This is a genomic window from Enterococcus sp. 3G1_DIV0629 (assembly GCF_002141285.1).
Taxonomy (GTDB): Bacteria; Bacillota; Bacilli; order Lactobacillales; family Enterococcaceae; genus Enterococcus_B; species Enterococcus_B lactis.
Genome location: NZ_NGLI01000004.1, coordinates 20,088 through 33,762 on the forward strand (window position 1 = coordinate 20,088; position 13,675 = coordinate 33,762).

Consider the following 13,675-nt stretch of genomic DNA (forward strand, 5'->3'; position numbering starts at 1 on the left):
TATTTATCCTATTGATAAAATTACTCTTGATTTTTATTTAGATAATAATTTTAGTTCATTTGAGAAAGATATAGTACTGAAGATCGTGCAATCGGATACTTTATTTAAGAAGTATTTAAGTACAGAAAATGGTAAATATTTCCAATATGTTCTTTACACTCTTGTAAGTAATTTAAAAAGATATAGAAAAAACCATGTCAACATAGCATTACTATTAAATACTACTACATTTTTATATACTACGTTTTTATTAAACTTAGAAGAATTTTTCCAAAGCAATTCATCTATTAACATTAGTAAATATTGTAAGCACACACATTATGATTTAGTCATTACAAATGTACAATTGGATAAATTTAATTTTAATGAAAACTATTATTTTATATCGGATTTATGTGGAACTAAGGATTTTAAAGATATTTATGCTATTATTGATGAAATAAATTAAAAAAAGTAAGCGTTAGCTTAGTTTCAGACTATAGACAAACCTTATACAAAAAATGAGGTTTGTCTTTTTTCTATGTAACAATCTAGAAATAGTCGATAGATTATGCTTTTTACTTTAGCAAAACGATTTTTCATGCTTTAAACTCTTTTATTTTTTGCGTGCTTTTTCATATTATGACATGAAAAAGTAAAACCAATTTTTTATGTGCATTTTTTCAATTCTTTGGGATTGAATCATTGATAATTTAATTAGAAGAATAGAAGTCAAACTGGAGTATTCTTGGACTTAATCGTATTTATCTTTTACTAAATCATAAGTAAAGGAGAGGCCAGTACTTTATCTACACTCTAAAAATAAAAGATAGCTTATTTTTTGTTACTAGATACAAAGAAAAACATGATAACTTTGTACATTCAAAACTAATAACTTATTTAATTCGTAATTCTTTTTCTTTTGTAAAAAAAAAAGGATGTTTAGTCTTAAATGAATTTGCTATTCTAATCTCGTTATAAAAAAATAAGAGAAAGGGACTAGTATGGAAGACTTACAAACAGCAATAAAAAAATATTGGGCAGATAGATCAATTTCTTATGGAAAACAACATATGGAAGAATTGCAAGCAGCTAATAAAAAGAATTGGAAAAAATATATCTTAAAACAATTGATTTCTGCTAATAAACCAACCAAAAAAATTTTAGAAGTAGGTACGGGTCCAGGATTTATAGCTATTTTACTTTCTGAGGAAGGATATGATGTAACCGCTGTAGATAGATCAGAAGAAATGTTACTTCAAGCAAAAAAGAATGCTGGATTACATAATAACAATATAAAATGGGAAATTATGGATGCAGAAGCTTTGTCTATTAGTGATAATACATTTGATGCAGTAATTACTAGAAATTTAACTTGGAATCTTGAACATCCAGATAAATTTTACGAAGAATGTTATAGAGTATTAAAAAATAATGGACTATTTATTAACATAGACGCTAATTGGTATAACTATCTTTATGACTTAAATAAATACTTTGAATATAAAAAAGACAGAGAGGACACAAAAAGAAAACAAATAAAAGACTATTATGAAAAAACAAATATAGAAGAAATGGAATCCATTGCTAAACTTCTTCCACTGAGTAAAAAGTTAAGACCAGTTTGGGATTTCTATACATTAAAGAAAATAGGTTTTACAGAAATTAATTATCAAGAAAATATAAATTCACTAGTACTAAGTGAAGTAGAACAAATAAATTTTCGCTCTACACCCTTATTTTATATTAGAGCAATAAAGTGATAGGTGTTTAGTAATTATGGATAAAAAAAGACGTTTAAAAAAATTTTTAATTTTATTAATATTAGCTTTTATTTGTGGAGCTTGTTCCTCCAATAAACAAAAAAATCATGAAACTCAAGAAGATCAATTAATTTATGGGAATACAAAAGATATACGCGACATAAACCCGCATTTATATTCTGGAGAAATGGCAGCTCAAAACATGGTTTTTGAAGGATTAACAAAGAATGAACATGGAAAAGTTAAACCAGCACTAGCTGAAAGTTGGTCAATTTCACCTGATGGATTATGCTATACATTCAGATTAAGAAAAAATGTTAAATTTTCAAATGGAGAAAACTTTGATGCCGATACGGTAAAAATGAATATAGACGCGATCTTATCAAATAAAAATAGACATGCTTGGTTAGAATTGGTAAATCAAATAAAAAATACAAAAGTAATTGATAAATTTACCTTCCAGTTAAATCTAAAAAAACCATATTATCCTACATTAACAGAACTAGCTTTAACAAGACCGTTTAGATTTATAGCTCCTAGTTGTTTTATTAATGGTGAAACAAAAAATGGTGTAAAAAATTATATTGGGACTGGTCCTTGGATTTTAAAAGAACATAAGAACAATCAAGAAGCTATTTTTATTAAAAATGATAATTATTGGGGAAAAATGCCTAAAATGAACCAAGTAGTTTGGAAAGTGATACCTGATTCTCAAACACTTGAATTAGCTCTTAAAAATAGGGAAATTGATTTGATATATGGTTCTGATGGCGATCAGATATCTACTACTAATTTTACAGAATTAGAAAATGATAAAAACTTTTCTACTTATATCAGTAATCCTATAGCTTCTAGAGCTGTTTTATTAAACAGTAATCGTCCATTTTTAAAAGATTTAAAGGTAAGAAAAGCAGTTGAGTATGCTGTTGATAAGACTTCAATTGTAAAAGGAGTTTTGAATAATATTGAAATTGAAGCTCCGACGGTACTATCATCTAACGTTCCATACTGTGATGTTAACCTAAAAAATTATAACTATGATCCTAATAAGGCAAAATCTTTATTGGAACAAGCTGGATGGTACTTGGGAAATGATAATATTCGTGAAAAAAATGGAAAGCAATTAAAACTAGTTTTTTCTTACAATTCACAGAATGAACAAGAAGGTGAAATTGCTCAAGTAATTCAATCGAATTTGAAACAAATAGGCATACTTGTTGATATTCTTCCAGAAGAAAAACAAATGTTTCTTGATAGGCAAAAGAATGGTAATTTCGATTTGCAATATTCTCTTTCATGGGGAACTCCATATGACCCACAATCTTATGTTTCATCATGGCGTATACCGGCTCATGGAGATTATCAAGCCCAACAAGGTCTTTCTCGAAAAAAATGGTTAGATGAAAAAATTTCTCAGACATTGGTGGAATCAGATGATATCACTAGAAAAAATAATTATAAAGAAATATTGACATATATATCTGACCAATGTATTTACTTGCCAATTTCTTATTCAAGAACGAAAGCGATAGCTACATCTCAGTTGAAAGGAGTTACATTTAATGATTCTCAATATGAAATTCCTTTTGAAAAAATGTATAAACTACAGAACTAAAGTATTAATTATTAACTTTTTTAAAAGTATAATAAAATTCTCAATATTGTTATTAAGTTTATCATTTATCTCTTTTATGTTTTTACAACTGGGAACGCAAAATTCTGCAGAAGTTACTCTTAGAGCAAATGAGATTGTACCCACTCAAGAAAATATTAAAGAAGTTGCTAAAGAATTAAATTTGAACAAACCACTTAGTTATCAATACTTATCTTGGCTAAAAAAAGCTATACGAGGCGACTTAGGATATAGTTTTACTACTAAAGAAAATGTAATACTATTAATAAAAGACGCCTTAGTAAATACACTCTATTTAACTTCTATTGTTTTTTTAGTTTTAATAATATTAAGTATTGGATTAGGCGTCATATCTGCTTTCTATAAAAATATAAAATGGGAAAGACTGTTAAGATTATTATTATTTGTAATAAGTTCTATTCCGTCTTTTTTATTAGGAATTTTATTTATTAGCTGCTTTTCGCTTAAATTTCATCTATTTCCAACTAATGGAATGGAAAATATCAGTTCGGTTGTATTGCCAGCTACAACTTTGGTATGTGCAAACTTAGCTACTTATGTACGAATAATAAGAAAGGAATTGCTGGAAACAATGGAACAACCTTTTATATTTTATTATAAGGTACGTAATTTTTCTCAAAAGAAAATTACGTACCATCTATTAAAAAATTCCTTAAGATCATCATTTACTGCCCTTAGTGTTAATTTGCCAAAACTTATTGCTGGTAGCGCAGTAGTTGAAAATATATTCTCATGGCCAGGAATGGGAGTATTATGTGTTCGAGCAATTAAAACTAGAGACATACCTTTATTACAAGGTTATATAGTAGTTATGGCAATTTTTTTCATATTATCCAATACATTAATTAATTGGATTAATAAAAGAATCGATCCTCGTTTAGAAAGAAGAGTAGTTCAATGAACATAAATAAGAAAAACAAAGATAAAATATTTATTTTTTGTTTTATATATTTGTGCAGTATTATTTTTTTAACGTTATGTGCTCCACTTATTTCTCCTTATGATCCTAATGAACAAGACATCATGAATAAACTTCAGCATCCAAGTGTTCAGCATTGGCTAGGTACTGATCAATTAGGAAGAGATATTCTATCACGACTACTTTACGGTGGACGTACTACCCTACTATTTTCTATATCTACTACAATAATAGTTATTTTAATTGGATTATTTTTAGCTTATTTATCAATAATGTACTCTAGAAAATTGGATTATATAATTAGTTTTTTTACTAATACTTTGTTATCTATTCCTAGTGAAATGGTATCTTTAATACTTATTGGAATACTAGGCACTAATATTCCAACAATTTTTTTAGCAATCACTTTATCAAAAATTCCTTGGTATATAAAAATGTTTCGTGAAGAAATAAATTATTATAAAGAAAAAAATTATATCAAGTTTTCACTCATAAGCGGAAAATCTAAAATATGGATTATGAGAAATCATTTATTTTTTAATTTGTTTGATTCAATTGTTGTATATAGCACCTTAAATCTAAGTAGTATTATTGTCAGTATAAGTGCTCTTTCATTTTTAGGCATAGGAATTCAACCACCTAAATCTGAATGGGGTATGATGTTAAATGATGCCCGTAATGTAATAACAACAGATAACTGGCAAATAGTACCAGTCGGAATTACTTTATTCTTAACTTTATCTACTATTAATTATTTAGGAGATAAAATAGTAGAACGTAGAATTTTAGGAAAAGGAAAAATAGAAAATGGAAATATCAATGAATCATTTAAATATTAAGGATTTTAATACAAAGAAAGAAATATTTTCTAATATAAACTTGAAAATAAAAGATGGAGCATCGTTAGGTATTGTTGGCCCAAGTGGAAGCGGAAAAACAACATTATCAAATATATTATTAGGTATCAAAAATAAGGAGATGATTTTTGAAGGATCTGTACAATATATGTTAGATGAAAAAAATATTATCAACATATCAGAATATAACTTGGAAATTAGTCCTAAAATAAAAAAAAGAATTGGTTATATTCCTCAAGACACAATGAATATTTTTGATCCAGTAGAAAAGTTATATATACAATTTAAAGAAACATTAAGTGAAAACGGATACTTAAAGCATCAAATAGACTGCGAAATTCAAAAATTATTAAAAAAATTGAAACTCCCCAAAAATATATTAAGTAAAAAACCATATGAATTATCTGGAGGTATGTTACAACGATGTACCATTGGTCTTACTCTAGCTTTAAAACCAGATGTGATTATTGCAGATGAACCAACGAATTCTTTAGACTTAAAAACAAAAAAAGTAATATTAGATGTAATAAGTGATTATTTGAATCAAAAAAAACCAATCCTCATCTTGACTAGTCACGATTATCAAACTATAAAAACTTTGTGTACTGAAGTTTTAGTTATAGAAAGTGGCAAAGTACAGTATTATGGAAAAATAAATGAGATAAGTAAATCATCTTGCAACTTCTTTACTGAAATAATTCGTATTGATGAACAATTAACGAAAAAATTAAAGGAGGTTCTCTTTATATGAGTTTTATTGAATTACATAATGTTTCTAAAAAATATAATGTTAAAAAGCCACTAATTTACAAAAAATTAGAGGTCTTATCTAACATTTCCTTCTCTATAAAAGATGGAGAGTCCGTTGCTTTGTTAGGACCAAGCGGCAGTGGGAAAACAACTATTTCAAAAATTATTTTAGGATTGGAGTCTCCTGATAGTGGTAAAGTAATTTTTCAAAGCAATAGAAAAAAACTATGTAGTGTGATTTTTCAAAATTACAATTCTTCTATCAATCCATACTATAAAGTTTATGAAGCACTAGATGAAGTAACGAATGAATCTAATAATAAATTTGATATAGTTTATCTACTTAGAAATGTAGGACTAAATTCTACATTTTTAGAAAGAAAATGCTCTACTTTAAGTGGTGGAGAAATTCAACGTGTATGTATTGCTAGAGCAATTGCTTCAGGAGCAAAGTTTATCATATTTGATGAAGCATTTCGATCATTAGATTTAGTTCAAATTTATCAGATACTAGAAATGTTAAAAAAAATCCAAATACAATATAAACTCACGTACTTTGTAATTACTCATGAGATAAAAATTGCCTCCTATTTATGTAATAGATGGATATTTATTAGAAATGGACAGTTAGAAGGAGACTTGGCAATTAATGAGCTAAAAAATTCAAATCTTTCAAGTATTAATGAATTAAAAAAATTTTATGTTTAAAAATAAATGAAATAAAAAGTGTATTCAGTATATGAAAACTGAATACACTTTTTTAGGCTAAAATAACAAGTTTTATTTAATATTTTTAATAAATTAAAAAAATATATGTAATTTGAAATTTGAAATTTAGATATGCTAATTACAAAGAGAGGAGGGAATTTATAGTTGTTACAAGAACAAATTAGTAGCGGTGATACAGCTTTTATGATGCTTTGCACCGCAATGGTGTGTTTGATGACTCCTGGTTTAGCTTTTTTTTACGGAGGTTTGGCCAGAAAGAGAAGTATTCTATTAATAATGGTGGAATCTTTTATTTCTATGGGAGTTGTGACATTGATATGGATTTTTGGAGGTTTTAGCTTAGCATTTGGAAAAGATTTAACTGGTTTTATAGGAAATATAACCGATTATTTTGCTTTAACAAATGTAAATATGAATCCTAACTTTATTTATGGATCTACTATTCCTTTTGCTTTGTTTTTCTCCTTCCAATTGATGTTTTGTATCATTACCGTACCCCTTATGACAGGTGCATTTGCAGAACGTTTAAATCTTAAAGGATATTTATTACTCCTTATTTTTTGGACAATGTTTATTTATATTCCTGTTTGTCATTGGGTTTGGGGAAACGGATTTTTAGAAAAGATTGGATTTGTTGATTTTGCTGGTGGAGCTGTTATTCATACTACAGCTGGTTTTGGTGCATTAGCTAGTATCTTTGTTTTAGGAAATAGAAAATTGAAGAGAAAAGGAATGCAACCCAATAACTTAATGGCTGCTGCAATTGGTACTGGACTTTTATGGTTTGGATGGTTTGGATTTAATTCTGGTGGAGCATTAGGTGCAAATCAATTAGCTGCTACTTCATTTACAAATACAGTTTTTGGTTTAGCTAGTGCTATGGTCACATGGATGATTTTTTCATATCTTAAAAAAGGTAAAATTAATTTTTTAGATATTTTAACAGGCTCTATAGCTGGACTAGCAACTATTACTCCTTGTTCAGGTTATATCAAACCCATTTCATCTATCATCGTTGGAGCAATTGCAGGTATTGTCTGTAACTTAGCTGTTCAATTTAGAGAAAAAAAAGGTTGGGATGATGCTTTAGACGTGTGGGGCGTCCATGGTATTGGTGGTTTTACTGGAACAATTTTAGTAGGTTTGTTTGCAAATGAAACTATTAATAGGATAAATGCAGGATTTACACAATTGATGATTCAAATACTAAGTGTATGTTTTATTGCAATTTATTCATTTATTTTAACTTATGTGATGCTTAAAATATTCAAGCATTATTTTGAGATTGAACCAACTGAATTAGAAATTGAAAAAGGCTTAGATGAATACCTATTAGCTGAAAAAGCTTATATGGAATAAGAGAGAAAGGAGAGAGTTAAGCATGCTAGGAGTCGTATTACTTTATGTAGGTATTGTATTGATAAGTAATGGATTCTACCGGTTATATGATACTAAAGATAAGTCTTTAGTAGTTATGAATTATTTTACTGGAGGATTGGGATTAGTTCTAAATGTAGGAGCTATTTTGATAGGAGTAGCTACTAATCAACCCAATATTTGGTTCTATCCAAGTGCTACTGGATTACTTTTTGCATTTACCTATCTATATGTGGCAATAAATACCACTTTTGATATAGATCCAAGGTTATATGGATGGTATAGCTTATTTGTTTCTATAAATGCATTACTTGCTGGGCTTCTATGTTTCTATGGAATTGGAGGAAATGCACTTTATGGACTCATTTGGTGGCTATGGGGAATTCTATGGTTTACCGGTTTTATTGAAAATACTTTAGGAAACAAATTAGGTAAATCAGTAGGTTACTTATCCATATTCGAAGGTATATTTACAGCTTGGATACCAGGGTTATTAATGTTACTAAGCTTATGGCCAGAATAAAAAGGAGAGATTTTTATGCAACTTACAGAACGAGAACAAGAGAAAATGTTAATTAGTTTAGCAGCTATGATTGCTCAAAGACGAAGAGAAAGAAAAATAAAATTAAATCATCCTGAAAGTGTAGCCATCATCACTGATTTAGTGTTAGAAGGTGCAAGAGAAGGAAAAACTGTTTCAGAACTAATGAATGAGGGAAGAAATTTATTACGCCGAGAAGATGTTATGGAAGGTGTACCTGAAATGATTCCGATGATACAGGTAGAAGCCACTTTTCCTGATGGTACAAAGTTAGTCACAATCCATGACCCTATTCAATAAAAAGGAGTGTTTATTTATGATCCCAGGAGAATTTAAATTATCAAAAGAACCAGTTATTTGCAATGAAGGCTTTGATGCAATAACTATAGAAGTTAAGAATATTGGCGATCGAGCTATACAAGTAGGATCTCATTTTCATTTTTATGAAGCAAATGAGGTTGGATTAAAATTCGATCGCGAAAAAGCATATGGAAAAAGATTAGATATTGTAGCAGGAACAGCTATTCGTTTTGAGCCAGGAGAAACCAAAGAAGTATCATTGATTGATTTTGGTGGAAAGAGAAGAATTTTTGGCTTTAACGATAGAGTAAATGGATATTTGGATGATAACCAGAAATATAAAATGAGAAAGAAGGATTAAATTATGAGTTTTAAAATGGATAGAAAAAAATATTCGCAATTATTTGGTCCTATTGTAGGTGATAGTGTAAGACTTGGTGATACTAATTTATTTGCTGCTATTGAAAAAGATTATACTGTTCACGGTGAAGAAAGTAAATTTGGTGGAGGAAAGGTACTTCGAGATGGAATGGGTGTTAGCGCTACAGAAGCACGAAAAAATAACCCATTAGTTGTTGATACGATTATCTCAAATGCAGTTATTATCGACTACACTGGAATTATTAAAGCTGATATTGGAATTAGAGATGGCAAAATAATTGCAATTGGTAAAGGCGGAAATCCTGATAATATGGATAATGTTGATTTTGTAGTTGGTGCTAGCACTGAAGCTATTTCTGCAGAAGGACTTATTGTCACTGCTGGTGGAATTGATCTTCATGTCCATTTTATTTCTCCAGGATTAGCTCACGCAGCTCTAGATAATGGTATTACTACTTTATTTGGTGGGGGTACTGGACCTGCAGATGGATCAAATTCAGCAACTACTACTCCAGGAAAATGGCATATCCATAAAATGCTTCAATCAGCTGAAAATCTACCTGTAAATATTGGGGTAATGGCCAAAGGTTCTGGAGCGGAAGAAGCTCCTATCGCTGAACAGATTGAAGCTGGAGCTATGGCAATTAAAACTCATGAAGATTGGGGAGCAACGTGTTCAGGAATTGATAATTCATTAAAAGCAGCTGATGATTATGACGTTCAATTTGCAGTACACACTGACTCACTAAATGAAGTTGGTTTTGTCGGAGAAACTATAGATGCATTTGCTGGCAGAACTGTTCATACTTTCCATACTGAAGGTGCTGGGGGAGGACATGCCCCAGATATTATGGTCGTTGCGGGAGACAAAAATATACTACCGTCTTCTACAAATCCAACTAATCCATTTACAACAAATGAGATTAGTGAATTATTTGATATGGTTATGGTTTGTCATAATCTAGATCCAAAAATTCCAGAAGATGTAGCTTTTGCCGAATCAAGAGTTCGAAAACAAACTATTGCAGCTGAAGATATTCTTCACGATATGGGTGCTTTGAGTATCATGACTTCTGATGCTATGGCAATGGGACGCGTTGGTGAAGTAGCAATGCGTTGTTGGCAACTAGCTCATAAAATGAAAGAGCAAAGAGGACCGTTAGAGGGAGATTCTGAGTTTAACGATAATAATCGAATTAAGAGATATATTGCTAAATATACAATAAATCCAGCTATTACTAATGGTGTGTCAGATTATATTGGATCAGTTGAAGTAGGAAAATATGCGGATTTGGTAATTTGGACTCCAGAGAACTTTGGTACTAAACCTAAAATGGTATTGAAAATGGGTATGATCACTTATGGTGTTATGGGAGACGCAAGCTCTAGTTTACCTACGCCTCAACCTCGCTTAATGAAAGATTTATATGGAGCATGTGGTAACGCTGTTAAAAAAACAAATATCACTTTTGTATCAAAATATGCTTATGAACATGGAATTAAGGAAGAAATTGGTTTAGAAAAGGTTGTACTACCCGTTTATAATACTAGAAATTTAACGAAACATGATATGAAATTAAATAACTATTGTCCTCAAAATATAACGATCGATCCACATACTTTTGAGGTGAAAATTGATAATGAGTTAATCACTTGTGAACCAGTCGAAACAGTTCCATTAGCTCAACGTTACTACTTATTCTAAGAATTTCATTTTTTAATTCATTTAACAGGGTCAACTAGCAATACTCATGAAGAGCGTTGCTAGTTGTAAATTAATTGGTATTTTATAGGAGGGATAAAATGATTTTTACAGAAGTAGTAGCTAATATAAATGACTTAATTAATCTGGAAAAGTATCATATAGAGACCGCAGATATAACAAGTAACGATCTTACAAAACGAATTATTCGAGTAACCTCTGATCATGGAAATGAATTTGGTATACGATTACATGATGATAGCAGTGAATTAGAGAATGGTTCAGTATTTTTTATTGACGATGCTCATTTATTGATTTTATCTGTTATACCTGAAGAAATGATCGTGATTACACCTAAAGATATTGATGAAATGGGAGACATTGCACATTTATTAGGAAATACACACAAGCCAATTTCTGTGGAAAACGGAAAGATAAAATTAGCTTTAGATCCAGTTGTTTTAAATGTTTTGAATCACAAACATGTAAAATACAAAACTGAAAAAATCATATTGAATAAACCACTAAAGCACGTTAATCTTGCACATTCACATGAATAAAGACAATATACTTAAATATTTACTAATGGTTCAAGTATGTGATTCTACTTTTCCAATTGGTACTTTTAATCATTCATACGGGATGGAAACTTATTTACGTGAAAATAAGATTAATAATTCTCAAGATTTTTTCGATTGGTTAAAAGCATATTTAAATACACAATTTTATTATAGTGAAGGTCTTTTGTTAAAGGCTTGTTATGAAAAACTTCCCCAAAATATAGACGAAGTCTGGAATCTAGACTCTTTAATAACACATTCTACTCAGTCAAGAGAAACAAGAGATGGCACTAGAATGGTAGCTAATCAAATGATTTCACTGATTCAATTGCTTTATCCTATTGATTTATTAGATAAATATAAATATAGAATAGATAATAATTTATCACACGGAAATCCAGCAATTGTCTTTGCAATATTTGCTCAAAAAAATGGATTTAGTTTTGATGAAGCTTTTTGTTTTTATGGATATAGTGTTATTTCTACTTTAATACAAAATGCAGTTAGAGCTATACCGCTAGGACAAAAAGATGGACAAATTATTTTATTAGAGAGCTATTCAATTTTGAAAGAAATGCTTACTAATATACACAATACTGACATTGACGATTTAGGTGCTACAGTTCCTGGAATCGAGCTTGCACAAATAAGACATGAAATTCAAATATTTAGATTATTTATGTCTTAAAATGAAAGGAAGATTTGAAATGAGTAAAACAGTAGTGATTGGTGTAGGAGGACCGGTTGGTTCAGGAAAGACATTATTGATTGAACGTTTATTGCGTAAACTAACTCAACAATTTGATGTTGCAGTTATTACTAATGATATTTATACAAAAGAAGACGCCAATTTTTTGACGAAAAACTCTGTTCTACCAGAGGACAGAATTATAGGTGTAGAAACTGGTGGATGCCCTCACACAGCAATAAGAGAAGATGCGTCTATGAATTTTGCAGCAATTGAAGAACTAGAACGTCGATTTCCAAATTTAGATATAATTTTTTTAGAAAGCGGTGGCGATAATTTAGCTGCAACTTTTAGTCCAGAATTAGTTGATTTTTCTATTTATATTATTGATGTGGCACAAGGTGAAAAAATACCTAGAAAAGCAGGACAAGGTATGATTAAGAGTGATTTATTTATTATAAATAAAATTGATTTAGCCCCTTATGTAGGAGCTGATTTAGATGTTATGAAAAAAGATACTTCGGTATTTAGAAAGGAAAACACTTTCCTATTCACAGATTTAAAACAACAAGATGGTTTAGATCAAGTAGAGGAATGGATTCGCAAAAATTTTTTACTTGAAGGACTTGAAGAATGAATAATAGCGTAGATGGAAAAATCGAATTAATTTTTTCTGGGAATTCAGGACGTACTATTGCGAAAAAAGTTTACCACGAAGGTAATATGCGCGTATCTTCGAATGTCGAACTGAGTAATGAAAAAACTCCTATGTATTTTTTAATAGGTACTGGTGGCGGATTGATAGAAGGAGAAAAATACCAAATTGATATTGATGCGTTGCAAGGTACACACGCCATACTAAAAACACAAACACCAACTTACGTTTATAAATGCTTAAATGGACAACATACTAAGCAAATTACAAATTTAAATTTAAAAGACAGTTTTATTGAATATATAACTGATGAAGTTATTCCTTATGCTAATGCAATATATAATCAAACTACTACAATAAATATGGATAAAAATTCTACTTTAATCTATTCTGATGGAATTACATCTGGCTGGGCTCCTAATGAGAAAAGTTTTCTATTTACAAAAGTAAAACAAAAAACTCAAATCTTTATGGATGATAAATTAATATTTAACGATATTTTATTGCTTGATCCACAAAAACAACCAATTAATGAAACTGGTTATTTTGAAGGAAAAGAAAATTATAATTCATTAGTTATTATTGATAGCAGAATAGATAAAGCATTTATAGATAAGTTGCAATTAGAACTCACAGACAAATATTCAAAAATAAAATATGGTGTATCGTTACTGAATATCCCTGGTATGGTTTTAAGAACATTAAGTCAATCAGCAAATGAAAATAGAAAATTAATCTTTTTTGTTATAAATTATTTTAGAATGAATTGTCATAACTATCCAGAAATAGAATTTTTATATTAATTGATGAAGTATAAAAT

Annotated in this window: 16 protein-coding genes; all 16 read left to right on the top strand. The window is 29.5% G+C overall.

Going from position 1 to position 13,675, the window contains the following annotated elements; translation table 11 throughout:
• The coding region (locus tag A5816_RS16365; RefSeq protein ID WP_179189727.1) for a hypothetical protein at positions 1–448 on the top strand (448 nt) is incomplete at its 5' end.
• A gap of 535 nt (positions 449–983) precedes the next feature.
• Positions 984–1,742 (top strand): class I SAM-dependent methyltransferase, encoded by a 759-nt coding sequence (locus A5816_RS14290; RefSeq protein WP_010733197.1) that lies wholly within the window; start codon positions 984–986, stop codon positions 1,740–1,742.
• 16 nt (positions 1,743–1,758) lie between these two features.
• Positions 1,759–3,357 carry a nickel ABC transporter substrate-binding protein gene (nikA, locus tag A5816_RS14295; protein WP_086311577.1) on the top strand — a complete coding sequence of 533 codons (1,599 nt, stop codon included), beginning with the start codon at positions 1,759–1,761 and terminating at the stop codon, positions 3,355–3,357.
• Positions 3,305–4,297, top strand: coding sequence for an ABC transporter permease (locus tag A5816_RS14300; RefSeq protein WP_086311578.1), 993 nt, complete (start codon positions 3,305–3,307; stop codon positions 4,295–4,297). Before nikA ends, A5816_RS14300 begins: the two co-directional genes overlap by 53 nt.
• Positions 4,294–5,154 (top strand): ABC transporter permease, encoded by an 861-nt coding sequence (locus A5816_RS14305; RefSeq protein WP_086311579.1) that lies wholly within the window; start codon positions 4,294–4,296, stop codon positions 5,152–5,154. The genes A5816_RS14300 and A5816_RS14305 overlap by 4 nt, the downstream gene beginning before the upstream one ends.
• Complete coding sequence (locus tag A5816_RS14310; protein WP_086311580.1) at positions 5,123–5,923, top strand: ATP-binding cassette domain-containing protein; 801 nt, start codon at positions 5,123–5,125, stop codon at positions 5,921–5,923. The genes A5816_RS14305 and A5816_RS14310 overlap by 32 nt, the downstream gene beginning before the upstream one ends.
• A complete protein-coding gene (locus tag A5816_RS14315; protein ID WP_086311581.1) occupies positions 5,920–6,630 on the top strand; it encodes an ABC transporter ATP-binding protein in 711 nt (236 codons plus the stop codon). The genes A5816_RS14310 and A5816_RS14315 overlap by 4 nt, the downstream gene beginning before the upstream one ends.
• A 204-nt stretch (positions 6,631–6,834) precedes the next feature.
• Entirely contained in the window at positions 6,835–8,010 is a 1,176-nt protein-coding gene (locus A5816_RS14320; protein ID WP_086311685.1) for an ammonium transporter, read from the top strand.
• A 22-nt stretch (positions 8,011–8,032) separates the two neighbouring features.
• Entirely contained in the window at positions 8,033–8,551 is a 519-nt protein-coding gene (locus A5816_RS14325) for an AmiS/UreI family transporter (RefSeq protein ID WP_081157069.1), read from the top strand.
• Between the two features lie 15 nt (positions 8,552–8,566).
• Positions 8,567–8,869, top strand: coding sequence for an urease subunit gamma (locus A5816_RS14330; RefSeq protein ID WP_010733205.1), 303 nt, complete (start codon positions 8,567–8,569; stop codon positions 8,867–8,869).
• 16 nt (positions 8,870–8,885) lie between these two features.
• Entirely contained in the window at positions 8,886–9,230 is a 345-nt protein-coding gene (locus A5816_RS14335) for an urease subunit beta (RefSeq protein WP_010733206.1), read from the top strand.
• 3 nt (positions 9,231–9,233) lie between these two features.
• Positions 9,234–10,955 (top strand): urease subunit alpha, encoded by a 1,722-nt coding sequence (gene ureC, locus A5816_RS14340; RefSeq protein ID WP_086311582.1) that lies wholly within the window; start codon positions 9,234–9,236, stop codon positions 10,953–10,955.
• Between the two features lie 98 nt (positions 10,956–11,053).
• Complete coding sequence (locus tag A5816_RS14345; RefSeq protein ID WP_086311583.1) at positions 11,054–11,512, top strand: urease accessory protein UreE; 459 nt, start codon at positions 11,054–11,056, stop codon at positions 11,510–11,512.
• Positions 11,505–12,200 carry an urease accessory protein UreF gene (locus A5816_RS14350; protein WP_010733209.1) on the top strand — a complete coding sequence of 232 codons (696 nt, stop codon included), beginning with the start codon at positions 11,505–11,507 and terminating at the stop codon, positions 12,198–12,200. Before A5816_RS14345 ends, A5816_RS14350 begins: the two co-directional genes overlap by 8 nt.
• Before the next feature lie 19 nt (positions 12,201–12,219).
• Positions 12,220–12,837 carry an urease accessory protein UreG gene (gene ureG / locus A5816_RS14355; protein ID WP_010733210.1) on the top strand — a complete coding sequence of 206 codons (618 nt, stop codon included), beginning with the start codon at positions 12,220–12,222 and terminating at the stop codon, positions 12,835–12,837.
• A complete protein-coding gene (locus A5816_RS14360) occupies positions 12,834–13,658 on the top strand; it encodes an urease accessory protein UreD (protein ID WP_086311584.1) in 825 nt (274 codons plus the stop codon). Before ureG ends, A5816_RS14360 begins: the two co-directional genes overlap by 4 nt.
• Positions 13,659–13,675: the final 17 nt, after the last annotated feature.

What these genes read in the sequence shown, in the direction of transcription:
- A5816_RS14335 (WP_010733206.1), top strand. Translation starts at nt 8,886, where the DNA reads ATGATCCCAGGAGAATTTAAATTATCAAAAGAACCAGTTATTTGCAAT.
- A5816_RS14290 (WP_010733197.1), top strand. Translation starts at nt 984, where the DNA reads ATGGAAGACTTACAAACAGCAATAAAAAAATATTGGGCAGATAGATCA.
- A5816_RS14310 (WP_086311580.1), top strand. Translation starts at nt 5,123, where the DNA reads ATGGAAATATCAATGAATCATTTAAATATTAAGGATTTTAATACAAAG.
- A5816_RS14320 (WP_086311685.1), top strand. Translation starts at nt 6,835, where the DNA reads ATGATGCTTTGCACCGCAATGGTGTGTTTGATGACTCCTGGTTTAGCT.
- ureG (WP_010733210.1), top strand. Translation starts at nt 12,220, where the DNA reads ATGAGTAAAACAGTAGTGATTGGTGTAGGAGGACCGGTTGGTTCAGGA.
- A5816_RS14350 (WP_010733209.1), top strand. Translation starts at nt 11,505, where the DNA reads ATGAATAAAGACAATATACTTAAATATTTACTAATGGTTCAAGTATGT.
- A5816_RS14315 (WP_086311581.1), top strand. Translation starts at nt 5,920, where the DNA reads ATGAGTTTTATTGAATTACATAATGTTTCTAAAAAATATAATGTTAAA.
- A5816_RS14300 (WP_086311578.1), top strand. Translation starts at nt 3,305, where the DNA reads ATGATTCTCAATATGAAATTCCTTTTGAAAAAATGTATAAACTACAGA.
- A5816_RS14360 (WP_086311584.1), top strand. Translation starts at nt 12,834, where the DNA reads ATGAATAATAGCGTAGATGGAAAAATCGAATTAATTTTTTCTGGGAAT.
- A5816_RS14345 (WP_086311583.1), top strand. Translation starts at nt 11,054, where the DNA reads ATGATTTTTACAGAAGTAGTAGCTAATATAAATGACTTAATTAATCTG.
- A5816_RS14305 (WP_086311579.1), top strand. Translation starts at nt 4,294, where the DNA reads ATGAACATAAATAAGAAAAACAAAGATAAAATATTTATTTTTTGTTTT.
- nikA (WP_086311577.1), top strand. Translation starts at nt 1,759, where the DNA reads ATGGATAAAAAAAGACGTTTAAAAAAATTTTTAATTTTATTAATATTA.
- A5816_RS14330 (WP_010733205.1), top strand. Translation starts at nt 8,567, where the DNA reads ATGCAACTTACAGAACGAGAACAAGAGAAAATGTTAATTAGTTTAGCA.
- A5816_RS14325 (WP_081157069.1), top strand. Translation starts at nt 8,033, where the DNA reads ATGCTAGGAGTCGTATTACTTTATGTAGGTATTGTATTGATAAGTAAT.
- ureC (WP_086311582.1), top strand. Translation starts at nt 9,234, where the DNA reads ATGAGTTTTAAAATGGATAGAAAAAAATATTCGCAATTATTTGGTCCT.